Source organism: Gordonia sp. L191 (assembly GCF_030077625.1).
Classification (GTDB): domain Bacteria; phylum Actinomycetota; class Actinomycetes; order Mycobacteriales; family Mycobacteriaceae; genus Gordonia; species Gordonia polyisoprenivorans_A.
This window is the reverse complement of sequence record NZ_CP125996.1, coordinates 667,673-691,551: the sequence shown is the minus strand read 5'-3', so window position 1 is coordinate 691,551 and position 23,879 is coordinate 667,673. Positions and strand designations below refer to the sequence as shown.

23 protein-coding genes are annotated in these 23,879 nt (G+C 67.6%); 8 read left to right on the top strand and 15 right to left on the bottom strand.

The window, feature by feature from the left end; genetic code table 11:
• Positions 1-30: 30 nt before the first annotated feature.
• Positions 31-1,095, top strand: a complete 1,065-nt coding sequence (locus QNM97_RS03265; protein WP_283821568.1) for an AsnC family transcriptional regulator — start codon at positions 31-33, stop codon at positions 1,093-1,095.
• Here QNM97_RS03265 and QNM97_RS03260 read toward each other — a convergent pair.
• From QNM97_RS03260 to QNM97_RS03245, 4 genes are all read right to left on the bottom strand, one after another.
• Positions 1,047-2,336: a cryptochrome/photolyase family protein gene (locus QNM97_RS03260; RefSeq protein ID WP_283821567.1), complete on the bottom strand. Its 1,290-nt coding sequence runs from the start codon at positions 2,334-2,336 to the stop codon at positions 1,047-1,049. The genes QNM97_RS03265 and QNM97_RS03260 overlap by 49 nt on opposite strands.
• 78 nt (positions 2,337-2,414) lie before the next feature.
• Entirely contained in the window at positions 2,415-2,783 is a 369-nt protein-coding gene (locus QNM97_RS03255) for an FKBP-type peptidyl-prolyl cis-trans isomerase (protein ID WP_283821566.1), read from the bottom strand.
• Between the two features lie 82 nt (positions 2,784-2,865).
• Positions 2,866-4,188, bottom strand: coding sequence for a citrate synthase (locus QNM97_RS03250; RefSeq protein ID WP_079929088.1), 1,323 nt, complete (start codon positions 4,186-4,188; stop codon positions 2,866-2,868).
• A 67-nt stretch (positions 4,189-4,255) separates the two neighbouring features.
• Entirely contained in the window at positions 4,256-5,200 is a 945-nt protein-coding gene (locus tag QNM97_RS03245) for a carbohydrate kinase family protein (RefSeq protein WP_283821565.1), read from the bottom strand.
• 135 nt (positions 5,201-5,335) lie between these two features.
• Here QNM97_RS03245 and QNM97_RS03240 point away from each other — a divergent pair, with 135 nt between their 5' ends.
• Positions 5,336-6,001: a 5-oxoprolinase subunit B family protein gene (locus QNM97_RS03240; RefSeq protein WP_283821564.1), complete on the top strand. Its 666-nt coding sequence runs from the start codon at positions 5,336-5,338 to the stop codon at positions 5,999-6,001.
• On the top strand, positions 5,998-6,870 hold the full coding sequence (locus tag QNM97_RS03235; RefSeq protein WP_283821563.1) for a 5-oxoprolinase subunit C family protein: 873 nt from the start codon (positions 5,998-6,000) through the stop codon (positions 6,868-6,870). The genes QNM97_RS03240 and QNM97_RS03235 overlap by 4 nt, the downstream gene beginning before the upstream one ends.
• Before the next feature lie 24 nt (positions 6,871-6,894).
• Here the strand turns inward: QNM97_RS03235 and QNM97_RS03230 are convergent, their stop codons facing one another.
• Positions 6,895-7,371, bottom strand: coding sequence for a hypothetical protein (locus QNM97_RS03230; protein ID WP_283821562.1), 477 nt, complete (start codon positions 7,369-7,371; stop codon positions 6,895-6,897).
• Positions 7,372-7,562: 191 nt separating this feature from the next.
• Here QNM97_RS03230 and QNM97_RS03225 point away from each other — a divergent pair, with 191 nt between their 5' ends.
• Positions 7,563-8,561 carry an oxygenase MpaB family protein gene (locus tag QNM97_RS03225; protein WP_283821561.1) on the top strand — a complete coding sequence of 333 codons (999 nt, stop codon included), beginning with the start codon at positions 7,563-7,565 and terminating at the stop codon, positions 8,559-8,561.
• A gap of 213 nt (positions 8,562-8,774) precedes the next feature.
• Here QNM97_RS03225 and QNM97_RS03220 read toward each other — a convergent pair whose 3' ends face one another.
• The 6 genes from QNM97_RS03220 to pdxH form a co-directional block, all read right to left on the bottom strand.
• Entirely contained in the window at positions 8,775-10,361 is a 1,587-nt protein-coding gene (locus tag QNM97_RS03220; protein WP_283821560.1) for an HNH endonuclease signature motif containing protein, read from the bottom strand.
• A gap of 188 nt (positions 10,362-10,549) precedes the next feature.
• Positions 10,550-10,723 carry a hypothetical protein gene (locus tag QNM97_RS03215; protein WP_283821559.1) on the bottom strand — a complete coding sequence of 58 codons (174 nt, stop codon included), beginning with the start codon at positions 10,721-10,723 and terminating at the stop codon, positions 10,550-10,552.
• A gap of 287 nt (positions 10,724-11,010) precedes the next feature.
• Positions 11,011-12,096 carry an isopenicillin N synthase family dioxygenase gene (locus tag QNM97_RS03210; protein WP_283821558.1) on the bottom strand — a complete coding sequence of 362 codons (1,086 nt, stop codon included), beginning with the start codon at positions 12,094-12,096 and terminating at the stop codon, positions 11,011-11,013.
• A gap of 46 nt (positions 12,097-12,142) precedes the next feature.
• Entirely contained in the window at positions 12,143-13,411 is a 1,269-nt protein-coding gene (locus tag QNM97_RS03205; RefSeq protein ID WP_283821557.1) for an MFS transporter, read from the bottom strand.
• A gap of 9 nt (positions 13,412-13,420) precedes the next feature.
• Complete coding sequence (locus QNM97_RS03200; protein ID WP_283821556.1) at positions 13,421-14,050, bottom strand: PadR family transcriptional regulator; 630 nt, start codon at positions 14,048-14,050, stop codon at positions 13,421-13,423.
• Positions 14,047-14,742, bottom strand: coding sequence for a pyridoxamine 5'-phosphate oxidase (gene pdxH, locus QNM97_RS03195; protein WP_283823086.1), 696 nt, complete (start codon positions 14,740-14,742; stop codon positions 14,047-14,049). The genes QNM97_RS03200 and pdxH overlap by 4 nt, the downstream gene beginning before the upstream one ends.
• A 213-nt stretch (positions 14,743-14,955) precedes the next feature.
• Here pdxH and QNM97_RS03190 point away from each other — a divergent pair, with 213 nt between their 5' ends.
• The 3 genes from QNM97_RS03190 (at position 14,956) to QNM97_RS03180 (ending at position 18,284) form a co-directional block, all read left to right on the top strand.
• Positions 14,956-16,083, top strand: coding sequence for a citrate synthase 2 (locus QNM97_RS03190; protein WP_006368225.1), 1,128 nt, complete (start codon positions 14,956-14,958; stop codon positions 16,081-16,083).
• A 287-nt stretch (positions 16,084-16,370) separates the two neighbouring features.
• The gene (locus tag QNM97_RS03185) at positions 16,371-17,630 is read left to right on the top strand and encodes a pentapeptide repeat-containing protein (protein WP_283821555.1); all 1,260 of its coding nucleotides are present in this window, start codon (positions 16,371-16,373) and stop codon (positions 17,628-17,630) included.
• A 33-nt stretch (positions 17,631-17,663) separates the two neighbouring features.
• Positions 17,664-18,284, top strand: coding sequence for a hypothetical protein (locus tag QNM97_RS03180; RefSeq protein ID WP_283821554.1), 621 nt, complete (start codon positions 17,664-17,666; stop codon positions 18,282-18,284).
• Here QNM97_RS03180 and QNM97_RS03175 read toward each other — a convergent pair.
• Positions 18,265-20,322, bottom strand: a complete 2,058-nt coding sequence (locus tag QNM97_RS03175; RefSeq protein WP_283821553.1) for a LuxR C-terminal-related transcriptional regulator — start codon at positions 20,320-20,322, stop codon at positions 18,265-18,267. The two genes, QNM97_RS03180 and QNM97_RS03175, sit on opposite strands and share 20 nt — an antisense overlap.
• Positions 20,323-20,388: 66 nt before the next feature.
• Here QNM97_RS03175 and QNM97_RS03170 point away from each other — a divergent pair, with 66 nt between their 5' ends.
• The gene (locus tag QNM97_RS03170) at positions 20,389-20,634 is read left to right on the top strand and encodes a hypothetical protein (RefSeq protein ID WP_043456694.1); all 246 of its coding nucleotides are present in this window, start codon (positions 20,389-20,391) and stop codon (positions 20,632-20,634) included.
• A gap of 20 nt (positions 20,635-20,654) precedes the next feature.
• On the opposite strand, the gene QNM97_RS03165 is transcribed toward QNM97_RS03170, so the two are convergent.
• From QNM97_RS03165 to QNM97_RS03155, 3 genes are read right to left on the bottom strand one after another with little or no spacing between them, the layout of a single operon-like run.
• Positions 20,655-22,241, bottom strand: coding sequence for an ABC transporter permease (locus tag QNM97_RS03165; RefSeq protein WP_283821552.1), 1,587 nt, complete (start codon positions 22,239-22,241; stop codon positions 20,655-20,657).
• Positions 22,238-23,176, bottom strand: coding sequence for an ABC transporter ATP-binding protein (locus tag QNM97_RS03160; RefSeq protein WP_283821551.1), 939 nt, complete (start codon positions 23,174-23,176; stop codon positions 22,238-22,240). The genes QNM97_RS03165 and QNM97_RS03160 overlap by 4 nt, the downstream gene beginning before the upstream one ends.
• Positions 23,173-23,856: a TetR/AcrR family transcriptional regulator gene (locus QNM97_RS03155; RefSeq protein ID WP_283821550.1), complete on the bottom strand. Its 684-nt coding sequence runs from the start codon at positions 23,854-23,856 to the stop codon at positions 23,173-23,175. The genes QNM97_RS03160 and QNM97_RS03155 overlap by 4 nt, the downstream gene beginning before the upstream one ends.
• Between the last annotated feature and the right edge of the window lie 23 nt (positions 23,857-23,879).

Below are 23,879 nucleotides of genomic sequence, written 5' to 3'. Positions count from 1 at the left end.
CTCGGTCCGAGCAGACGTAGGATTCCACCCATGAGTGCTCGGATAGCGTTGGAATCCTCCACCCTCGACACCCTGGATGCGCAGATCACCCGGGCGCTGCAGATCTCGCCGCGGGTGGCCTTCGCCGAACTCGCCGAGATCCTCGATGTGGCCGAGCAGACGGTGGCCCGACGCTACCGGCGGATGCGCCGCGACGGATACCTGCGGGTCACGATGACCGCCGATCTGCACGGCACCGGCGGCGCCAACTGGCTCGTACGCGTGCGGTGCCGACCGGAGGGCGCCGACGCGATCGCCCGGGCGATCGCGGCACGCGACGACGTGTCGTGGGTGTCGATCTACGGGGCCGGCTGGGAGGTCGATTTCAATCTCCGAGCCCCCGCCGACGTCGAGGCGCACGAGTTGCTGCACGAGATGTTGCCGAGGTCCGCGCCGGTGCTCGACGTCGCACCCGCCGAGATCCTGCACACCTACATCGGCGGGGCGGGCGAGCATCAGGACACGTGGAGCGACGTGCTCACGTCCGCGCAGACCGCGGCGTTGCGGGCGACAACGCCACCGGTGGTGTCGTCGAGCGGTGTTCGGGCGGAACTCGACGACATCGATCGTCTCCTGATCGACGAGCTCGGCCGGGACGGGCGGGTGTCGTATTCGACGCTGGCGCGCACTGCGGGCAGTACGCCCGGGAAGGTGACGCGTCGTGTGGAGCGTCTCATCGGTTCCGGGCTGGCCTACTTCCATGTGGATCTGGCTACCGCGGCAATCGGGTTGCGCAGCACCGCGTTATGGCTCACGGTTGTGCCCCGATCACTGGCCTCGGTGGGGCAGGCGTTGGGTACCGATACCCGTATCCCGTTCGCCGCCGCGGTCACCGGACGGGCCAATCTGACCGCGAATGTGATCGGCGCTGGCCGCGACGACCTCTATTCCTTTGTCACCGAAGACCTTGCACGGCTGGACGGGATCACCGGTTACGAACTCGTCCCGCTGCTGCGCCGGGTCAAACATGCGGGCGCGCTCGTGCACGGCGACAAACTCGCGCCGCCTCAGATCTCACCGAACCGGCGCAGGGCCTCTTCCCGTTCAGCCTTGTGATCGACGATCGGCTCCGGATAGTCGTCGGTACCGTACTCGGGCACCCACTGAGCGACGTAGGCGCCGTCGGGGTCGAACTTCTTCGCCTGCGCCTCCGGGTTGAACACCCGAAAGTACGGCGCCGCATCGGTTCCCGTGCCGGCCGCCCACTGCCAGCCGTGCTGGTTGGACGCCATGTCGCCGTCGAGGAGCTGATCGAGGAACCACTCCGCACCCCACCACCACGGCAGGTGTAGATCCTTGACGAGGAAGGACGCGGTGACCATCCGCACCCGGTTGTGCATGAATCCGGTCTGCGCGAGCTGGCGCATGCCGGCATCGACGAGCGGAAAACCGGTGCGCCCCTGCTTCCACGCGTCGAATCGCCGGCCGGCGGCGGCGTCGGTGTCGAGCTCGATGCCGTCGAACTGGCGATTCCAGTTGTGCCACGCCGACTCCGGCCAGTGATGGAGGACATCGGCGTAGAAGTCGCGAAATGCCAACTCGCGAAGGTACGCCTGCGCGCCGTTGCCGGTGCCGGTCAGGTCCGCGGCCAGGGTGCGCGGGTGGATGTTGCCGAACTTCAGGTACGCCGACATCCGGCTCGTCACATCGAGATCGGGCCGGTTGCGGTCGTCGTCGTAACCGGCGAGATCCTCGGCGACGAACTCGGCCCACCGTGCCAGGGCGGCCGTCTCGCCGGCTGGGATGTCGGTCGTCGTGGGCGCCTTGGGGATTCGGATGCGACCAGAGCGGGTGAGATCGGACGGGTCGAGGAGATCACCGGCGGTGACCGACGTCGACGCGGGCTTGCGCCACCCGTGATCACGCCACTGCCGGTGGAACGGCGTGAAGACCTTGTAGGGGCTGCCGTCGGCCTTGGTGACGCGACCGGGCGACACCAGGTACGGCGATCCGACCGCCTCCCACGACACGTCACCGGCATCGTCGAGCGCCGCGATCACGGCCTCGTCGCGACGACGCCCGAACGGCGAGAAGTCCTCGGAGACATGCACCGACGACGCGCCGACGGCCTCGACCAGCCGGGGGATCTCCTCGTCGGGACGACCCCGCACGACAAGGAGTCGACCGTCGAGGCGCCCATCGAGCTCGCGGAGCGAATCGAAGAGGAACGCCAGACGCCGGTCGCCGGCGGACTTCTCGAGCCGGGGGTCGAGGACGAAGCAGATCAGGACGCGATCGGCGGCGTCGAGCGCGTCGGCGAGCGCCGGCAGATCTCCCAGACGCAGATCACGGCGCAACCACAGCAGAGCCGTACCGGTCGGCGTCTCCGACGTCGACGCGGCCGACCCGCCTCGGGTGCGCTTGGCGGCGGAGATCTATCCCACGCCCAGCAGATCGATGACAAACACCAGGGTGCGGCCCGAAAGTCGGTGTCCTCCACCGGGCGGACCATAGGCCAGGCTCGGCGGCACGGTCAGACGCCGGCGTCCGCCGACCTTCATTCCCGGGATTCCCTCTTGCCAGCCCGGGATCAGCCGCTCGAGCGGGAAGTGCGCGGACTGACCGCGATCCCACGACGAGTCGAACTCCTCGCCCGACTCGAAATCGACACCCACGTAGTGGACATCGACGACGTCACCGCGCTGGGCCTGCGCTCCGTCACCCTCGACGAGATCGACGACCTCGAGTTCGGCGGGGGCCGGGCCCTCCGGGAATTCGACTTCTGGCTTTTCGGCACTGGTCATCGGGACTCTCCTTTGAGTCATCGGTTCTCTGGTGGCTCGGGTCCCTCATGGACGAGAGTGCCCGTCGGGGTGGGCGAGCGCCTCAGCGATCCCCGCGTGCGATGTAGTCGCGCTCGGTGTAACCGGTGTAGAGCTGGCGCGGGCGCCCGATCTTGCCGGTCGGATCGGTGTTCATCTCCCGCCAGTGCGCGATCCAGCCGGGCAGCCGGCCGAGTGCGAACAGCACGGTGAACATCCGGGTCGGGAAGCCCATGGCGCGGTAGATGACGCCGGTGTAGAAGTCGACGTTCGGGTAGAGCTTGCGCTCGATGAAGTAGTCGTCGTTGAGCGCGACCTCTTCGAGGCCCTTGGCGATGTCGAGCAGGTCGTCCTGCACGCCGAGGGAGGTGAGGATCTGATCGGCGGTCTTCTTCACGATCGCCGCGCGCGGGTCGTAGTTCTTGTACACGCGGTGTCCGAAGCCCATCAGCTTCACGCCGGCTTCCTTGTTCTTGACCTTGGTCATGAACGCCTGGGTGTCGCCGCCGGAGTTCTTGATGTCCTCGAGCATCTCGAGCACGGCCTGGTTGGCGCCACCGTGCAGCGGGCCCCACAGGGCGTTGATGCCGCCGGAGATCGAGGTGAACAGGTTGGCCTGCGACGAGCCGACCAGCCGGACCGTCGACGTCGAGCAGTTCTGCTCGTGGTCGGCGTGCAGGATGAACAGCATGTCGAGGGCCTTGGCGACCTCGGGATCGACCTCGTACGGCTCGGCCGGGAAGCCGAAGGTCATCCGCAGGAAGTTCTCCACCAGGCTCAGCGAGTTGTCCGGGTAGAGGAACGGCTGGCCCGCCGACTTCTTGTAGGCGTAGGCCGCGATCGTCGGCAGCTTGGCCAGCAAACGGATCGTCGACAGTTCGACCTGCTCGGGATCCTTGGGGTCCAACGAATCCTGGTAGTACGCCGACAACGCGTTGACGGCGCTGGAGAGCACCGGCATCGGGTGGGCGTTGCGCGGGAATCCGTCGAAGAACCGCTTGAGATCCTCGTGCAGCAGGGTGTGCCGCTGGATCTTGTTGGTGAACTCCTCGAGCTCGGTCGGGGTCGGCAGCTCGCCGTAGATCAGCAGGTAGCTGACCTCGATGAAGGTCGACTTCTCGGCCAGCTGGTCGATCGGGATACCGCGGTAGCGCAGGATGCCCGCGTCGCCGTCGATGTAGGTGATCGACGACTTGGTGGATGCGGTGTTGACGAAACCACCGTCGAACGTGGTCAATCCGGTCTCGGACAGGAACTTGCCCAGTTCGACCGAATCGCTGCCCTCGGTGGCCTTCAGGATCGGGAGCTCGAGTTGCCCACCGGGATAAGTGAATGTTGCCGAAGCCGCATCGGTTGTGCCGTCGGCCGGGACTGTTTCAGCGGACACTCGTGGACCCCTTTACTCAGGTGCGAGATTTTCCTCTTCGCCCATTACGGGCTCTTGAGAACCTAACCTAGTCTCCCCCGAGCTCGCTCGCCCACGGAGGGTCCGCCCCCGGACGCGAGACGGTGATCCCCGCCACCTTCACGGCGAACCGCGCCACCTCGCGCCACTGCTCGTCGTCGAGGTCACGCACCGCGGCCGACGACAGTGCACCGGCACGGTCGAGTTGGTGGAGGATCGCGCCCATGATGCTGTCACCAGCGCCGATGGTGTCGGCAACGGTCACCCGCGGCGCCGGGATACGACTCGTACCCGACGCGGTGACGACGTCGATACCGTCGGCGCCCGCGGTCACGAGCACCGCGCAGACCCCGGCCTCGAGCCAGTCGGCAGGACGCGAACCGTTCGGTCCGCGTCCGAGCCACTCGGCGTCCTCGTCGGAGAGCTTGACCACGTCGACGGCGTTCATCCACGACGCGAAGCGGGCGCGGTAGGCGTCGGCGTCGGCGATGACGGCCGCCCGGATGTTGGGGTCGCAGAGCACGAGCCGCCCCTCCTCGTGGCAGCGACGCATCGTCGATTCGTACACGCTCGCACCGGGCTCGAGAACCAGTGACAGCGTGCCGAAGCCGAGCGCCGCGACCGTCGGCGCGAACGGCCCGGGGTCGGCGACGAGGCGGTCGGCGGTGCCCTCGACGTAGAACGAGTAGTGGGCGGCACCGTCGGCGCCGATGGTCGCCAGGGCCAGCGAGGTGGGCTCGGAACGTCGTTGGACCAGGGTGGTGCCGACGCCGCTGTGCCGCAACGCCGACATGATGACCTCGCCGTAGTCGTCGGTCGACACCGCCGAACAGAACGAGACCGCACTTCCCAGCCGCCCCAAGGTGATCGCGACGTTGAACGGTCCCCCGCCCAGGGCCGGCTGCAGCGGCGGCAGTTGCGCTCCACCGACAGTTGGCGGAGCTGTGGCCACCACGTCCACCAGCGCCTCGCCGCACACGACGATCTCCCTCATCGACCGATCCCGACGACTGTGCACGTCCATCCCGTCTTCACGGCATCAGTCTGCCATCGCCGGTGGCGTCGATGTCGGCTATGGGCGAAACGACGACGAGACCAAAACAGCAGTGGGCGGGTAGATTCGACGGATATGAACGAGTTGCCCGCGGGACGCGATGCGGTGCTCCTCGACTTCGACGACGACCCGGTCGCGGTGCGTCGGGCGCAGCGGGCACTGCGTGCGGCGAGCGAGGCGGGCGACCTGATCGGTGTCACCGAGATCGTGCCCAGCGCATCGACCGTCCTCGTCCAGTTCGAGCTCGGCGTCGGCGCGGACTCCCTGGGCATCCACCGGGTGTTGCGCGGTGCGGTCACCGACGACGACACGACGCCGGACACCGACGACGAGGTGACGATCGAAGTGCATTACGACGGCGCCGATCTCGACGCGGTCGCCACCACCCTGGGGTGCGGGGTCGGTGATGTGGTCGCCGCGCACACCGCGACGAGGTGGCGCGTCCAGTTCATGGGTTTCGCACCGGGATTCGGCTACCTCGTCCCCGAGGATGCCGACAACCCGCTTCTCCGGATCGGCCGGCGCGCGCAGCCGCGCACCCGGGTGCCCGCCGGCGCAGTGGCCGTCGCCGCCGGATACAGTGCGATCTATCCGCGGACGAGCCCCGGAGGATGGCATCTGTTGGGCCGCACCGATATCCACCTGTGGGACGAAACAGCGAATCCGCCGTCGTTGCTGGCTCCGGGGACGCTGGTGCGATTCATCGACGCCGCCCGCAGTGACGCCGGAGAGTCACGGTGAGCGCAATCGAGGTGATCCACCCCGGCCCGTTCGCGACGATCCAGGATCTGGGTCGGCCCGGGCTGGCCCACCTCGGCGTCCCCCGGTCGGGTGCTGCCGACCTGGTGTCGATGACACTCGCCAATCGTCTTGTCGGAAACCGGGAATCAGCGGCCGTCATCGAGGCGACGTTGGGCGGGATACGGATTCGGGCGCTGCGCGGGCTGCTGATCGCGGTGACCGGGGCGGGTGCGCAGGTACTCGTCGACGATGTGCCGGTCGGCCTCGGTGTGACCGTCACCGTGACCGCGGGCTCGGAACTGGCCGTGTCGGCGCCGACCTGGGGTTGTCGCAATTACGTTGCGGTGCGGGGCGGAATCGACGTCGGCGCAGTCCTCGGTTCGCGGTCCACCGACACGTTGTCGGGGCTTGGGCCGCCGCCGTTGTCGGCAGGTGATCTGCTCGAGGTCGGCGTCGAGAGCGGAGCGTGGCCTGCGGTGACGCATGCGCCGGTCGAGGCAACACCACCGCCGGTCGTCGAACTCGATGTGAGCGCAGGTCCGCGTTCCGGGCACCTGCACCGGGTCGGGGATCTGATGGTCGGCGAGTGGGTGGTGAGCGCCGACGCCGACCGGGTCGGGGTGCGGCTGGTGCGGCCCGACGAGTCGGATCATCCGTTGTTGCACCATCGTGCCGATGTCGGCGAACTCGCGTCGGAAGGCGTTGCCCACGGGGCGGTCCAGGTCCCACCCAATGGGCAGCCGGTACTGTTTCTCGCCGATCATCCGGTGACCGGCGGCTATCCGGTCGTCGCGGTACTCACCGCTGGGGCGCTGGCGCGAGCGGCTCAGCTGGTCGCCGGCAACCGGGTGCGTTTCCGCTCTCGGTAAGTGCCGGCGACCAACCGGCACCGGTCACCACAGGTCGTAGCCGACATTGACGGTCGGGTAGCCGGTGTCGATGTGTGCGTTGATCCAGTAGTTGCCGCTGGTGGTTCCGGTGGCGTTCAGATTGACTGCACCCCTGGCGTTCTCGATGTTGTAGACCGCCTTGGGGCCGAATGCGCCGATCCGGTAGGTGACCATGACGTTCTCCGATGAGCTGTGCGGTGCGTTGGAGACGATGATCTCGGTGGCGCCGGGAGCCAGCTGCGCCCGCGGGGACTGCACCCACTGCCCCGCCCCGGGAGTGGCGCCCTGCAGGAACTCGGTGCGGTTGGTGTGGTTGGTGATCGTCATGGCCACGGTCGGCTCACCGGGATGGGTGATCGGCACGGTACCGGCGGTGGCCAGACCCGCTCCGCCGAGCACCAGTCCGGTGCCGACCCCGATGCCGGCGAGGCCGATGAGTGCGCGGTTACGGAAGCGGCGGGCTGTGATGATCGTGTTCATGGGGGTCTCCCTTGCGTCCGTGGCCCGCCGGGTGTGTGGCCGGCGGGCCGTGGTGTTTCTGACACCCATGACTCTGCCGTCGACGAGCGGCTCGCCTCTTCACCTGACCAGCCGATTCACCGGAGGAACCATGCCTCCCCCGATCGGGGGAGCCTTGACTCCGACGTGAGACGCTTCTAGTCTTTCGTCTCATGACCCAGGTTGCGTCCCCACCCGACACCGCAGTGCTTGGCCCGGACTCGTTGACCTGGCAGATCTGGGGGACGTGGACCGGCATGTTCCAGGGCCTGTGGGCGGGATCGATGCAGAACATGCATCCCAAGTTGGGGCAGGCCGTCTGGGATCACTCGGACTTCTTCGGAGAGCGATGGCAGCGTCTGCTGCGGTCGTTGTATCCGATCAGCGGCGTCGTCTTCGATCCGGTGGCCACCGATGGTGCGGCCGCGACCGGCCACGAGGTCCGCGACTATCACCGCACCATCAAGGGCACGATGCCGGACGGATCGCGTTATCACGCACTCGATCCCGATGTTTTCTACTGGGCGCACGCCACCTTCTGGTACGGCAACGTTCGGCTCTGCGAGCGATTCGGACCCTGGCTCACCGAAGCCCAGAAACGCCAGTTGTTCGAGGAGTCCAAGGTCTGGTACGCGCAGTACGGCGTGTCGATGCGACCTGTTCCCGAGACCTACGAGGACTTCCTCGAGTACTGGGACCACATGTGCCGCAATGTACTCCGCGATCACGAGTCGGTACGCACCGTCCTCGACATCGGCTCGCTGCCACCCCCGCCGTTTCTGTCGTTCATCCCGGAGGGCTTGTGGCGTCGTCACATCGCACCGCGGAACGCGCGCTTCTTCGTGTGGCTGACCACCGGCTTCTACGACGAGCCCATCCGAGAGATGATGAACCTCCCGTGGAGCGAGAGCGACGAACGCCGATTCCGGTTGCTGGGCAGGGTGATCAACCTCGCCATGCACCGGCTCACGCCGAAACGCTATCTCCGGCATCCCCGCCCGCGTGACGCATGGGACCGCGTCCGCGGACGCGTTCCGCGCTCTGCACCCCTGGTCGAGACTCCCGCCCGCAACCTGCCACCAGAAGCCGAGCGCGACAACCCGATCCACTACTGCCCCGTGCATGCCGCCCGCACCGCCGACTATCCAACGCACGTCCACGCATCACTCTGACCGACGCTCTTCTCCCGATGGTCGAGGTTCACCCCCCGATGGTCGAGGCGCCCTTCCCCCTGGGTGGTCGAGGACTTTCCCCCCGATGGTCGAGGACTTCCTCCCCCCCCCCCGATGGTCGAGGACTTTCCCCCGATGGTCGAGGTGCGAGGCGCGTGCGCCGAGCCTCGAGACCCGTTGAGCCACAGCTGGTTCCACCCCACAGCGAACCCGTCACCGCGGGAAAGTAACGATGACCTGCCCCGTCCGTCGGTTCCGCCACTGAACCCGCCGATCCAGAAAGAGCGTCGGCAGCCACTCGGCGAGGTGTTTGCGTTGGTGATCGGCCCGACACAACGGGATCAGGTCACCGAGCACTGTCCATCCTCCGGCCTCGGGGTCGGTGTGGTTGAAGGGCCGCCAATGATCGAGGTCGCACAGGTGTGACGGCATCCCACAGTAGGGGTATCGGCACCAGGCGTCGTTCGCCAACACCTCAGCGCGCAAGGTCGCGCTGGGTGCATACGTCAATGCCCCAGGTGGTGGCACGGTAAACCCGCCGTGTCCGGTCGGATCGGCGGGCGGGGCTTGGGGTCGGTCGGAGATCTGCGGGATCAACGGCCCAGCCGTGCGTACGGATTCGGGGTAGTGGACGGTTTTCGCTATCTCGGCGAGGGTGGTGGCGTAGTCGGGGTCGATGGGTCCGTATCCCTGCAATCGGGGTACGAGAATGCCGTCGGGGTCCTTCAACACGGTCAGTACGGGTGCGCCGGGCACGACCAAGGCCCGTCCGAACGCCACCGGCACCTCATCCGGGGTGGATGAATTCATGGGGTCGGGGATTTCGGGTTCGGCGACCGGCTCGATCAACTCGACGTCGGGAGCGTCGGCGTCGATAGGTTCGGGGAACAGGTCGTCCCACGCTGCGGCGTCGTCGGCGTCGGCGGGTGTTTCGGCCGACCCGTTGCTGTCGGTGCCGCTACCTCGTTTCGGGCAATCATCTTGTCCGCATGCGCAGTCGAGGTGCGCTCCCGGGACGCCGGTGATCTCTCCGAGGGCGATCACCCGCAGCGATCCCACGCGGCGCGGGTCTTTGCGGCAGGTCCGTTCACCGACCAGGGCGTCGATCTGGGCGGTGAGGAACACCCCGTAATGCGCGGGGACGACCGCACCCAGAGCGGAGTGTCCGGCGACATCGGGGGTGATGGTGACGTTTCCCACCAGGTCGGTGATGGTGTCGCGGTCCTCGATCACACTGTCGGGGTTCATCGAAATCAGCGCGGCATCAAGCTGTTGGGACAGCACCGGATCGGTGGTGGCCCGGGACCCGTAGTCCAGGACGATCTCTTCGAACGTCATCTCCTCGTTGTCACCGGCCTCGTCACCGTCGGTGTCGGTGTCGGTGGTGTCGATGTTCTCGCCACGTTGGGCGGCCCGCGCCATGATCGAGACCCGATTCGTCGAGAGTTCCCCATTCAGATAGGCGGCACGGATCAGCGGGAACTTCTCCAAGAGGTCAGCCAATGCCACCCAGCTCCCGGCTTTGCTGCGGGAAACCTTGAACTGCAACGACACCTCGGCCCGGCCGAGTCTCTCGGCATGCTCGACCACCGACCCCCACACACCGGTCTCAGGCCGCCCCGCCAGATGCTCACCAAACACCCGCTCCGCCAACGCGGCAGCAGCCAGCACCGTCCGGGCCTCGTACTTACGCGATTGACGCAACAACTCAGGGCCGGTCTCGGTGAGCTCATCGCGCGACATCGATGCGATCGCGGCAGCATCGGCATCCGGATCGGTGAACGTCAAAGTCGTCGACATCCGAAACCTCCCCTCCCGCGGTCGGACTTGATGAGAACAAGTGTACGAAGGGGTACCGACAAAACCGGCCCGACGAACGCCAGACCGGAGAAATCTGTGGACAACCATTTTTCCACTCGTCGAGAGGGCGTCGATGTGGTTGCGATACTTGTCATCTCACCAGGGTCTCGAGGCTCGCCGCACGCGGCTCACACCTCGACCACCGGGGGAAGGAGCCGTTCTACTCCGATGGTCGAGGTGCCGAGGAGCGCCAGCGACGAGGCCTCGAGACCCCGCTCACCGACAGACATCCGCACCACCCGCCGAACCGAACCAGCACCGGCACAAGCGGTCTCGAGGCTCGCCGCACGCGGCTCGACCACCGGGGGGACGGTCAAGCATCGAGGAAGGGCCGAGCGTCGGTCAGGAAACGCTCCGTCGTTCTACTCCGGACTCTTCCATCCGATGGTCGAGGTGCCGAGGAGCGATAGCGACGAGCCTCGAGACCCCGCTCGCCGACAGGTATCCGCACCACCCGTCAAACCGAACCAGCACCGGCACAAGCGGTCTCGAGGCTCGCCGCACGCGGCTCGCACCTCGACCACCGGGCGGGGACCAGCGGAGGGAAGGAAGCCTACGGCCATCGAGCAGAGGATGTCTACCCGGGACGCTACTGCTGGCCGAGGCCTCGCTGCATTGCGCGCTGGACGCGGGCGGCCTCACGCTTTGCGTACGGATTGGCTTGTCCGGCACGCGAACCCGCGAGTTTGGCACCGATGTGCTCGCCGACGGTGATCGGCGAGTAGCGGCTGCCGGCACCCACGCAGGAGGGCAGTGTGGAGATGGTGGCGTCGATGTTGCCGTCGTGGAAGTAGGCGGCAGACCTGCGGCGTTCGATGGTGCCGTCGACGATGGGCGGCTTGACGCGATGCAGTGTCGACATCCAGCGTTCGTTGGTCCAGCGCGCCATCAGGTCACCGAGATTGATGAGGAGGGCACCGTCGGTCGGGGCGACGTCGTGCCACACCCCGTGGTGGTCGAGCACCTGTAAACCGCGCACCTGATCGGCCCAGAGCACGGTCACGATGCCGTAGTCGGTGTGCTCGCCCATGCCGGTCAATTCACCGTCGAGTTCGATCTCGCCGGGCGGCAGCGCATAGTTGTTCATCCGCAGCACGTCGAGGGAATGGTCGGTGTAGCCGTCGAAGAAATCCGGCGGGAGGTCGAGGGCATCGGCGAAGATGCGCGTCAACACGTGCGCGACCCGCCGGGCCTCGACGAAATACGTCGACACCGCAGCCTGGAAATGACTGACCGCGGGCCAGGTGTTGTCGGCGTAGTGATCGGCGGGCAGCTCGAGGCCGGGATACTGCTTCGCCTCGACGCCCACGTTGAATGCCTCGAAGAAATCATTCATCCGCCCCGCCGACTCCACGCCGAGACTCAGCGAGAGCGACTCGGATTTCGGAGGTGCATATCCACGGTTGATCTCCGGCGGCGTCCGGTAGGCCTTCTTCTCGTCGAGCGGCAACGCAAAGAAGTCGTCCATAACAGCGGTGAACTCCTCGATCACCGCGGAGGGGATCTGGTGGCCGACGATCTGCATGAATCCGACCGAACTCGCTGCGTCGTCGATCTGCGCCGCGACCACCGCGCGGTCGGCGGCGCTACCTCCGTCGATGTAGGCAGAGATGTCGATGATCGGAACGCGGAAGGAGTCCACTGACTCGTCGACGGTCGCAGTCATGGCCACCATGGTGACACCGATCGAGAAGATCCGCTGATCAGCGCGACCGCCGCGGTCAGGCGTGTTGCCCGACGCGGTAGCGGACGAAAGCCGGAATGAGCAGTGCGGCAACGATGGTCAGCACCACCACGGCCGCTCCGCCGAACGCCGTGGTCGCCGCGACACCGACGACCGCAGCCGCCGAGCCGTGCGCGACGTCGGCGATACGCGGACCACCGGCAACCACCACGATGAACACGCCCTGCAGTCGCCCACGCACCTCGTCGTTGGCCGCGGCCAGCAGGATCGACTGACGGAAGGCCGCCGACGCCATGTCTGCGGCGCCACCGATCATCAACAACACCAGGACGACCGGCAGCCACGGTAGTGCCAACCCGCCGGCGAACCCCACCGCCACACCCGACAGCGCGATGGCCACACCCCAGATGAGGATGCACATGATCACCGCGAGTCCCTGACGCTGAACACGACTGACCCACCCGGAGAACACCCCGCCGACGACGGCGCCCGCCGAGATCGCGACGAACAACAGCGCAAAGGCGAGGCCACCGCCGGACGGCCCACCGAAGTTCTCGTGCGCCATCTGCGGGAACAGCGCCCGCGGCATGCCGAAGATCATCGCGATCAGATCGACGAGGAAGGACGCCATCAGCACCTTGTGGCGGGCGAGGTAGGTCAACCCGTCGATCACCGACCGCAACCCCGCGACCTTCGGTGCGTGCTCGCTCTCCGGACGCAGCGCAGGCAGCAGGATCACCGCCCACAGCGTGGCAAACAGGAAGATCGTGTCGATCAGGTACAACACCGAATAGCCCAGCACCGGGATCAACGCACCGCCGACGAGCGGTCCGGCGATCGCGCCCGCCTGCATCACCGTCATGTTCAGCGACAGCGCCGCCGGCAGTTCGGACGCGGGCAGCAACCGCGGAAGCACCGCTGTCCGTGTCGGCTGGTTGACCGCGAAGAAGGCCTGCTGAACGGTGAAGAGCGACAGGATGATCCAGACGTTGTTCCAGCCCATCGCCGACTGCACCCAGAACAGCGCACTGGTGCCGATGAGTCCGACAGTGGTGACGACCAGGATGAGCCGGCGATCCATGACGTCGGCGAGCGCCCCGCCCCAGAGGCCGAAAACGACCAAAGGGACCAAACCGAAAACTCCGGTGAGTCCGACATAGGCTGAGCTGCCGGTGATCTCGTAGATCTGCGCAGGCACCGCCACCACGGTGAGCTGCGCGCCGATGACCGTGACGATGTTGGCCCACCACAGTCTCCGGAAATAGCGATTGGACAGCGGCCGGGTGTCGGCCAGGAGACGACGCACCGAAACAGCTTAGGGGATCGAAGAATTCTCCCCGGCCGCTCCCCCACCTACCCCGCCGTCGGCGGCCAGGGTGTCGAGCATCGCCAGACCCTCGCGTGCCCAGGCGATCTCCGCCTCGCTCCGGGCGACCATCCCGGCATAGGTGTGGGCCTTGAAGGCCACGATCCGCTCGTGATCGGAGTCGGGAAAACGTGAGAGCCTGCGCGTGATCATCGGATCGGTGCGCGCGACGATTCCCGCGTGCACCGCGAGCAGTAGCTGCCGCTGCTCGGTGTGATGGTCAATGTGGTCCTCGAAGAAGCGCCGCGCGCCCGCGATATCGGTCCATTCGAGGTAGGCGGCCTGCAGGTGATGGGTGTCGCGCGGCGGCGAATACGGCAGCGCCCTGCCGGCCCAGTCGATCAGCTCCTCGAGTCCGGCGTCGGTGATCGTGTACTGGGTCTTGGTACTGCGCGGACCCCAGCGGACGGCGCTGCTCTCCACGAGTCCGTCGACCTGCATCCGCTTGAGTTCGGGATAGATCTGCGAGTCCGGCGCCGACCAGACGTGGCCGACCGAACCGCTGAACCGCTTCGCGGCGTCGTATCCGGTCGCCGGCCCGGCGCTGAGCAGGGCCAACAGTGCGTGTCGCAGGCTCACGGCTGCAGCCGCAGGACTTCCCAGACCCCGTCGACCATCGTGAGACGTATCCGATTGTGCAGCCGGTTGGCGCGGCCCTGCCAGAATTCGACGCACGCGGGCTCCAGGCGATAGCCGCCCCACTGCGGGGGCACCGGGACCGGGGTGTCGCCGTCGACGCCGCCACACCGCGCCGCGACGTCAGCCGCCTTCGCCTCCAGCTCGGCCCGGCTGCCGATGGGACGGGACTGCTCGGAGGCGAGCGCCGAGAGCTGCGAACCCCGCGGCCGCTTGGACCAATAGTCTTGCGTCTCTTCGGGACTCACTCGGACCACCGCACCCCGGAAGTGCACCTGGCGCTCCAGTGCGATCCACGGGAAAGTCACCGACGCAACGGGATTGGCGGCCAGGTCACGGCCCTTGTCGGAGTCGTAACCGGTGAAGAACACGATTCCCGCGGCGTCGGCACCCTTGCACAGCACGGTCCGCGTGGCCGGCAACCCATGGGCGTCGACGGTGCCGAGGACCATCGCATTCGGCTCGGGTATCCGCGCGTCGAGGGCCTCGTGCAACCACACCTCGAACAGATCGAGCCATGGCGGATCGCCGCGCAGCCAGCTCGGATCGAGGTTGTCGCGCACCCCGTCGGCCCCGGCCGCGCGATCTCCGTCGCCGACGTTGGGCGGGATGCCGCCGCCGTACCCGACACGCATGTTGGGCAGGTCGATTCCGGGTCGCCGGGGCGCACCGTCGATGGATTCGCTCACCGTCCTGACGCTACTCCGGGCGGGCACCGTGACCAGCGTGGCGGGCCGGTTACTCCCCGGTATGACGGCGACTGCGGTCTGTCCTACAGTGCACACAGAGGATGCCCCAGCCCGGCATCCCCGGCACAGCGCCGTGCGGAACAGAAGGTGGTCGCAGACATGACGAACAAGATCCCCGACGACTTCGTCCCCGGCCTCGAGGGCGTCGTCGCCTTCACCACCGAGATCGCCGAGCCGGACAAGAACGGCGGCAACCTGCGCTACCGCGGTGTCGACATCGAGGACCTCGTCGAGAACAAGGTCACCTTCGCCGACGTGTGGGCGCTGCTCGTCGACGGCCGGTTCGGCGACGGTCTGCCACCCGCGGAACCCTTCCCGCTGCCCATCCACACCGGCGACGTCCGCGTCGACGTGCAGGCCGCGCTGGCGATGCTCGCCCCGATCTGGGGATACCGGCCGCTGCTCGACATCGACGACGCCACCGCCCGCGCGAACCTGGCGCGCGCGTCGGTGATGGCGCTGTCCTACGTCGCGCAGTCGGCGCGTGGCATTCACCAACCGGCCGTGCCCCAGCGCATCATCGACGAATGTGACACCGTCACAGCACGATTCATGACCCGCTGGAAGGGCGATCCGGACCCGAAGCACATCGCCGCGATCGACGCCTACTGGGTCGGAGCGGCCGAACACGGACTCAACGCATCGACGTTCACCGCCCGGGTGATCGCCAGTACCGGAGCCGATGTGGCAGCGGCGCTGTCCGGGGCGATCGGCGCGATGTCGGGGCCGCTGCACGGTGGCGCACCGGCACGGGTGCTGCCGATGATCGAGGAGGTCGAGCGCACCGGCGACGCGCGGGCGCTGGTCAAGGGCATCCTCGACCGCAAGGAGAAGCTGATGGGGTTCGGCCACCGGGTCTATCGTGCCGAGGACCCGCGAGCCCGCGTCCTGCGCCGCACCGCCCAACAACTCGGGGTGCCCCGCTACGAGGTGGCCGCGGCACTGGAGCAGGCCGCACTCACCGAACTGCGCGAACGCCGCCCGGACCGCGCGATCGAGACCAACGTCGAGTTCTGGGCGGCGGTCATCCTCGACTACGCCGAGGTGCCCACGCACATGATGCCCGCCATGTTCACCTGCGGCCGGACCGCGGGCTGGTGTGCGCACATCCTCGAGCAGAAGCAGCTCGGCAAACTCGTCCGCCCGGCCGCGCTCTACACCGGCGCCGCACCGCGGCGGCCCGAGGACGTCGAAGGCTGGGGCGACGTGGTCAAACCCGGCCTTTAGTCGGCGAATCCGCGACGCCGGCCCGGCGGCTCGGTGACGAAGACTGCCAATTGTCACCAGGGTGTCGGGGCGGCGGGCTTCAGAACGAGATGAAGGACCTTTTCGCAGGTCACATCTGGATCGGAGCCCGTCATGAATGTGAAATTCCGCCTTCTCACGGTGGGGGTCGTCGCGACGGCGTTGACCGCGCTGGCGGGGTGTTCCACCGCCGAGAACTCCTCGCAAGCAGGGTCGTCGCACGCCGCCGGAGGCAGTTCCGCACCCAGGGTCCCCGGGGCACCATCCTGGTGCCCCCGGACAATCCGTACTACACGTTGCTGGTCGAGGGAACGCAGCCGACCGTCAAGTACGGCCAGGACGTGAACGGTTGCGTCGTGAAGCCGAGCACCTCGTGTGCGAACGCCGATCTGAGCGGCGCAGTACTGCGCGGAGCGTCGTTTCACTACGCGGACCTGACCGGCGCCAACCTGTCCGGAGCTGCGGTCGCGTTCGCCGGGTTCACCTACTCATCGATGGCCGATGCGGATCTGAGTAACACGACGCTGACCGGGGTGTCACTCAACGAGATGTACGCGCCCGGGCTGTCGCTGAAGAACTCGAAGCTGCATCTCGGCAGCATCGACAATTCGTACCTACCCGGAGCGAATCTGGCCGGGCTCGACGCGAACTTCGGTGCGGTGGTCGGCTCGAACCTGAGCAAAGCCGATCTGAGCGGCGCCAACCTGTCCGACACCGATTTCAACGGTGACGATCTGGCCGGCGCCAACCTGACGAACGTGAATCTCTCCAACGGCGACCTGACCGGCTCGAATCTCACCGGCGCCAACCTCACCGGCGTGACGTACTGCAACACGCTCATGCCCGACGGCAGCGTGAAGAACCCTCACAAGGGACTCTGCCCGGGCCAGACCCCGCCGTCGGCGGCCGGTAACCCCATCCCGGTGCCGGCGAGCAGCCCCTTCTACGGCGCGGTCAACGCGCTGATCAACGGAATCCAACTGAGTGCGGGCAGCAAGGTCAACGGGTGCGCGATCGCGGCGTTCACCAAGTGCCCCGGAGCGAATCTCACCAAGGCCAACCTGCAGGGCGGATTCCTCGGTTACGCCACGCTCGACAAGGCCGACCTGTCCGGGAGCAACTTCTACCTGGGCAGCATCGCCTTCGGTCACGCCGATCAGGCCGACTTCAGCCAGATCCAGCTCGGTGGCAATGCAGCGGTCAACGCCGGCATGAACGGCGCGAGGTTCGACCACGCCGGATTGACTCTCACCAATCTCATCGGTGCCGACCTGGTCGGCGCATCCTTCGTCGGAGCCGACGGCAGACTCGCCTCGTTCACCGGTGCCGACCTGCGGGGAGCCAACCTCACCGGCGCCAACCTGAGCCAGGGCTCGTTCACCGGAGCGAACCTGACCGGGGCCAACCTCTCCGGGGCCAACTTCCTCGGCGCTGATCTCACCACCGCGAACATGGCCGGCGCCACCTTCTGCAACACCTTCATGCCGGACGGAACGGTCAAGAACCCCAGTAGAACCGGCTGCCCGTAAACCCATACCCGCACTGTACGAAGGAGTTTCGTCATGGATTCCAAGAAGATGTTCGTGAGTCTCATCCCGTGGGTGCTGTTCAGTGTGCTCATCAATCGCCGGGGTGCCGACGCCGCCGCCGTCGCCGCCCTCCTCGCGGCCGCGGTGTCGCTGGTCCTGCTGATCAAGAGCATGCAGGAGACCGGCGTGAAGGTACTCGACGTCACCGGCGTCGCGACGTTCGGCGCGTTCGCGGTCGTCGGCTTCTTCTCGGGCGGGTCGCCGGCGACCGACTGGATCGCCGATTACGGACGCGGATCGGCCACCCTCGTCCTGGCGGCGATCATGCTCGGTTCGGTGTTCACCGTGCCATTCACCGAGCAGTACGCCCGGGAATCGGTACCCCGCGAGTACTGGACGTCACCGGTGTTCCGCTCGGTCAACCGCAAGATCAGCGCGATGTGGGCCGGTGTGGTCGCGGTGATGGGGGTGGGTCACCTGCTGGCCGGTCTGCTCGATCCCGCGACACAACCGGTCCCGGGTTTCCGACCGGTCGATCTCATCCTGAACTGGGTGCTGCCGATCGGCCTGATCCTGTTCGCGGTCAGGCAGACTCGCGAGCTGAGCACCCACGCGGGCGGACGGACGGCGCCGGTCACGCCCGAGCGACGGTGATCCCGAAGAGCCGGGGATTCTCTCGCGCCATGTCGCTGAGCTCGTGCCGCGATTTCACGCCTGCCTTGCCGTAGATGTTGCCGAGGTGATAGCCGACGGTGCTCTGCGTGATGAAGAGCTCGCGTGCGATCTGGGCATAGCTCATCCCGCTGAGCAACAGCGTCAGGACGTCGTGCTCACGGTCGGTCAGAACGACCCCGCCGGCGAGCGCCTGCACCGACGGTGCGGGCTCGGAGAGGATCTCCCGGATGCGTTCCACGAACGGCGCTGCGCCGAGTCGGTCGTAGATGGACTCCGCCTGCCGCAGCGAATCACCGGCCTCGCGATGCTGCCCCAACAGCCTGGCCAGCCGTGCATGATCTGCCAGCACATGCGCCCGGTACAGCGGGAGATCGAGATCCATGGCGACGGCCGTGGTCAGCGGCGCCAGCGCTTGCGGTCCCTCACCTCGGGCCTCGTGGATCAGCCCGCGGAACCACGAGGCCACTGCCGGTGCCCAGTCCGCGGCCGGTTCGGCGCCGGTAAGTCGACCGATCGCGGCATGTGCTTCATCGAGTCGCTTGGCCCAGATCAGGGCGGGTATGTAGGTGAGCAGCAGGGCCGGCCCGGCACGGGAGATGTCGGTGATCTCGAACGGGGTGCCACGCAATTCGGCGAGCGCCGTGGCCTGCTCGGCGGCCGAACCGCCGGCGGGGGCGCGGACCAGCAGCGTGTTCACGAACTGCAGGCACGCCGGCTCCCATGGCGATTCGGTCAGCAGCTCGCGGGCCGACTCGATCAGGTCATCGGCTTCGGCGAACCGGCCCGCACCACTGTCGACCAGCGGCGCGATGGCCGCGGTCAACTGGTGCACCACGGTGCCGGCGAGGTCGAGGGCCTTGCGGGAGGTGAGAGCAGCCCGACCCCAATCACCGGACAGCCATTGGACGAACCCGAGCTGCGCGTGAAACGACCCGGCACCGAAATCCGTCGAGCCCTCGATGCGGCGCGTGGCCTCGGTCAGGTCGTCGGAGGCCGCACGCGTCAGACCCATCGTCGCCCGCAGTGAGCCCCGAAAGGCAAGTGCGCCTGTCGCCGTCAACGGCACCGCCACCGCTGCCGGGAGACCGGACAGCTGCGCGAGCACAGCACTTATCCCGAAGCGACGAATCGATACCTGGCCGGCGACGACCAGCTCGATTCCACGGATCGCCCCGTCATCGGTGTCGTCGGGCCGAACCATCTCGGCGCGGTCGATCCCGTCGGCGATGAGGTCGATCGGATGGCCCAGGCACGCGCGAGCCCACGCGAGCAGCACCTCGGCGCGGTAGCGCAGCCGCGCCCGGTCGACCTGCGCCGAGTCACCGGCGATCGGCCCAGAGGTGATCGATTCGGCAGTGATCGGTTCGAGCTCGGCGACGGCGTCGCGGTACCGCCTTTCCTGGATTGCGTAACGACCCAGGACCAAGGCCCTCCAGATCGCGTCGCCGGCCGTCCGGATGGCGTCGAGTTCGGCGCGCACGGTCGCGAAGTCGTAATTCAGCACCACGTTGTACAGCGATTCGAGCCAACGTCGTTCGTGTACCGCAGGATCGGCCATCAGCGCCGCGGCCCAGCGGAGGTGGTCCGCAGCCCGCCGGAACGACCGTCGGCCGTACAGCTCGTGCGCATACGCCTCGAGCTCGTCGGCGAGACCGTCGTCGTATTGCGTGGCCGCTGCGCGCCGGTGCTGCAGCGCCATCGACCGAGACGTCACGAGAGGTGCCGCACGCAGGTGGAGCGCACGCAGCTGCGTCTGCTGGTACACTGCGGCGCGGATCAGCGCGTGGGACGGACGCACGTGCAACGGTTCGTCCCACCGTCGCAGATCGATCAGTTCGGCCGCGCGCAACTCTTTGACGGCTCTGGTCCGCTCACCCACCTCGGCGACCGCCGAGACGAGCGCCAGCGGAGACCAGGTCCAGCCCAACACACTCGCCGCGCGCAGCACGGCCAACGCCGCGTCGGACAGTCGTGAGGTCCGCGCGGCGATCGTGAACTCTCCGTCGCGCCTCACCATGTGAGGCAGACTGGGGACGGGACCCGCGACGGCCGCGGGCCACCTCCAGCGAAAGGACCCATCGACGTGTCGAAGAACGCGAAGATCGCTCTCACCATCGTCGGCCTCGGGCTGATCGTGGCGCTACTGGTGTTCCTGCGGCGGGAGAAGACCCTCGTGGACGCGGCCACCGCGAAGATCGAGGAGACGATCGACGAGCTCGATCCCGCGGCGAAGGCCGCCGTCGTGGCGCGCCTGGGTATCGAGGTCAAGGACAAGGCGATCGAGGCCAAGGACATCGCCGTCGGCACCGCGAAGGGTCTCGCGGGCTGACTTCGCCGAGCTGACGCTGCTCAGCCGATGTCGCGGCGTCGGAACGAGATCCATCCGACCAGCACGAGTCCACCGGCGACGCACAGCATCACCACGACCGGCAGCCATCGCATCGGCTCCACCGGGACGAGCGGGACGTGGGTGAACGGCGAGAGGTCGTCGACCCACTGCGGCAGGTTGAACATCCCCGACAGCGGACCGAGGAGCAGGGCGACGACCACCACCGGCCACCCCAGGTGCACCAGCACGGGCGCCACCGCATAGAGCGCCACCACCAGCGCGCCGATGACGAACATCGCCGGTAGCTGGACCGCGGCGATCTGCGCCTGATGCGCGGCGGGCGTGGCCCAACCACCGCCGGCGATGCCGTTGCCGACGACGATGCACACCGCGGTGACGACCATCGCCGCCACCAGCCCGCCACCGGCGACGAGCGCGTAGGCCACGAAGTACCGACCACGCGCCGTCGGGGTCGCGAGCACGGCTTCGGCGCGGCCCGAGGCCTCCTCGGTGCGCATCCGTTCGGCGAGGGTGACCGCCCACGCGCCGGCCGCGACGGCGAGGATCGAGGTCATCGTCACCGCGAACACGGTGCTCAGCCCAATGCCGCCCAGACGTGCCGAGAGTACGTCGGTGACCAGTTGATTCCCTTGTGCCAGTTGATTGACCGACGGTCCCATGAAGCCGATGACGAGTGCGTAGACACCGAGTCCGCCGAGCCATGACCGGAGCAGCGGCGTCGAGGTCTGCGCGACCATTGCCTCCACGTTCGGCAGCCGGTCGGTGCCCGCGGGGCCGGGTCGAGGGGCGATGAGCCCGCCGGCGAGATCGCGATAGCCGGCCACCCAGCCCGCAGCGGCACCACAGCAGGCCAGCACCGCGAGGTCCGCCAGCAGCGGCCACACATTGTTGGCGCCGAACGGGTCCATCACCTGCGCCCAGCCGACCGGGCTGATCCAGCGCAGCCACCGCAGGTCGCCGGTGGCGTCCGGGATTCCGCGCAGCAGATAGCCGATGAGGACGACCGAGGCACCGACGAGATTGCCGATGTGCCCGGTCGCGGCCACCTGCGCGGTCAGCAGTCCCACGCCGACGGCGGCGAGCGCGGTGCCGGAGTACTGGGCGAAGACGATGCCGACCGACGCGGCGTCGGCGCCAAAACCGAAGAGCATCAACGACATCGGCGCCGCCACCGCGATCCCGAACAGCGACGCCACACTGGCCGCCGCCGCGGTCGGCGCGAGCGGCCCGACCACGCCGGACCGGATCAGTTCGGCACGACCGAGCTCTTCCTCCCGGCGGGTCTGGCGCACCACCATCAACACCGTGCACACGCCGAGCGCGGCGATCATGAAAAGTCCTGCGCGCCAGACGGTTGCCGAGGCGACGGACTGGATGTGCACGGTGTCGCCGAGCAGGAAACGGAAGGCGGCGTTGGCCCCCGGACCGGCCGCCAGCATGCGTCGTTTCTCCGGCGTTACGTAGGCCGAGGCGATCGAGGCCGCCGTCGCCAGGTTGACCAACACGAAGATGACCACAGTGACCGGCGCCAGTATCCGTTCGCGCCGCAGTGCCAGCCCCAACAGCAGCCGGTAGCCGGTGATCACCGGGCTTCCAGACGTTCACCGTAGGCATGCAGGAACAGTTCCTCCAGGCTCGGCGGGGTCACCGCCAGCGTACGCACGCCGCGGTCGGCCAGTTCCCTTGTCACCGCGACCAATCCGGTGTCATCGACGGTGAAGGTGACCTCGCCGTCGGCGCGCTGCTCGAAGTCGTGGACACCGGCCACCGCGGCCAGGTCGGCGGAGTCGCCGGCGACGGTCGCGGTCACCCGGGAGCGCCGCAGGTGCCGCAACTCGCGCAGCGCCCCGGACTGGACAGTGCGGCCATCCCGGATGATGGTCACGGTGTCGCAGAGTTGTTCGACCTCGGCGAGAATGTGACTCGACATCAGTACCGCCGATCCCTGTGCAGCACACTCCCGTACGCATTCGGTGAACTGATGGGTCATCAGCGGATCGAGTCCCGACGTGGGCTCGTCGAGGATGAGCAACTCCGTGTCGGCGGCCAGCGCGGCGATCAGGGCCACCTTCTGTCGATTGCCCTTGGAGTAGGTGGACGCCTTCTTCGTCGGATCGAGGTCGAAGCGATCGATGAGTTCGGCTCGGCGAGATGCCGATTCGGCTCGGATACCCCGCAGCGACAACAGCAGATCGATACATTGACCGCCGGTCAGCTGCGGCCAGAGGTTCACATCCCCGGGTACGTAGGCAAGACGCGCATGGATCGCGACGGCGTCGGCGTGCGGGTCGGCGCCGAACACGCGCACCGTGCCGCCGTCGTATCGGTAAAGTCCGAGCAGCACCCGGATGGTGGTCGACTTCCCGGCGCCGTTGGGTCCGAGAAAACCCGCGACCTCACCGGGGCGCACCGTCAGGTCCAGTCCGTCGAGAACCCGGAAAGAGCCGAAATGCTTTGTCAGCCCGGCAACATCGATCACCGGGTCGGGCGAGCCGACTCGGCCCTCAGGTGCATCGGTCATCGTCGTCCTCCTGGTTTGTCGTCCTGATGACGCAGCACGACGTCGAGTAGTGAGTCGTCGGCCATGACGCCGTGGACCGCGAGTTCGGTCGCCGGGATCACCACCCGGTCGGTGTGCGAACGCAGGATCGCCCCGGCATCCGACCAGTCCTCCGGCGGATTCATCACGAGGTCGACCAGCAGCGCGCCGAGGGACTGGGCGAGGAGATAGCGCGCTCGGGCCGCCTCGTCGCGGGAGGGTCTGATCGTCCCGTCGGCGACGCCGGCCCGAAGGGTGACCTCGGCATCGGCGGCGAGCTGTTCGAGCAGCTCGCGCGCCATCCCTCCCCCGGCCTGCAGGCTCCGGATGAGGTAGACCATGCGCGGCCCCTGCTCCTCGAGCGTGTCCATCTGGGCCAGGATCGACGCGAAAGCCGGTGCACCCGGCGATCTCTCGAGGCTCTCCCGATTCGCCTCACGGGTCTGGCGCAGCACGTGGGCGTCACATTCGCGGCGCAACGCGTCCTTGCTCCCGAAATGGTGGATCACCAGACCCGGACTGACTCCCGCGGCCTCGGCGATCGCACGCACCGGGGCCCCGAAGCCGGACCGCGCGAATACCTCGATCGCGGTGTCGCGCAGACGGGCGCGGGTTGTGCGGTCGTCCGCATCCCCGTCGACACCACCCGACGCTAAACGCATGTTCAGCATGTTAAACGTGTGTT

Bases quoted from the DNA above. Each gene is read 5' to 3' on its own strand.
- QNM97_RS03255 (WP_283821566.1), bottom strand. From the start codon at position 2,783: ATGACCAGTGCCGAAAAGCCAGAAGTCGAATTCCCGGAGGGCCCGGCC.
- pdxH (WP_283823086.1), bottom strand. From the start codon at position 14,742: ATGCGTGTCGGGTACGGCGGCGGCATCCCGCCCAACGTCGGCGACGGA.
- QNM97_RS03210 (WP_283821558.1), bottom strand. From the start codon at position 12,096: ATGGTGGCCATGACTGCGACCGTCGACGAGTCAGTGGACTCCTTCCGC.
- QNM97_RS03245 (WP_283821565.1), bottom strand. From the start codon at position 5,200: ATGAGGGAGATCGTCGTGTGCGGCGAGGCGCTGGTGGACGTGGTGGCC.
- QNM97_RS03180 (WP_283821554.1), top strand. From the start codon at position 17,664: ATGGATTCCAAGAAGATGTTCGTGAGTCTCATCCCGTGGGTGCTGTTC.
- QNM97_RS03190 (WP_006368225.1), top strand. From the start codon at position 14,956: ATGACGAACAAGATCCCCGACGACTTCGTCCCCGGCCTCGAGGGCGTC.
- QNM97_RS03230 (WP_283821562.1), bottom strand. From the start codon at position 7,371: ATGAACACGATCATCACAGCCCGCCGCTTCCGTAACCGCGCACTCATC.
- QNM97_RS03265 (WP_283821568.1), top strand. From the start codon at position 31: ATGAGTGCTCGGATAGCGTTGGAATCCTCCACCCTCGACACCCTGGAT.
- QNM97_RS03160 (WP_283821551.1), bottom strand. From the start codon at position 23,176: ATGACCGATGCACCTGAGGGCCGAGTCGGCTCGCCCGACCCGGTGATC.
- QNM97_RS03220 (WP_283821560.1), bottom strand. From the start codon at position 10,361: ATGTCGACGACTTTGACGTTCACCGATCCGGATGCCGATGCTGCCGCG.
- QNM97_RS03175 (WP_283821553.1), bottom strand. From the start codon at position 20,322: ATGGTGAGGCGCGACGGAGAGTTCACGATCGCCGCGCGGACCTCACGA.
- QNM97_RS03155 (WP_283821550.1), bottom strand. From the start codon at position 23,856: ATGCGTTTAGCGTCGGGTGGTGTCGACGGGGATGCGGACGACCGCACA.
- QNM97_RS03225 (WP_283821561.1), top strand. From the start codon at position 7,563: ATGACCCAGGTTGCGTCCCCACCCGACACCGCAGTGCTTGGCCCGGAC.
- QNM97_RS03240 (WP_283821564.1), top strand. From the start codon at position 5,336: ATGAACGAGTTGCCCGCGGGACGCGATGCGGTGCTCCTCGACTTCGAC.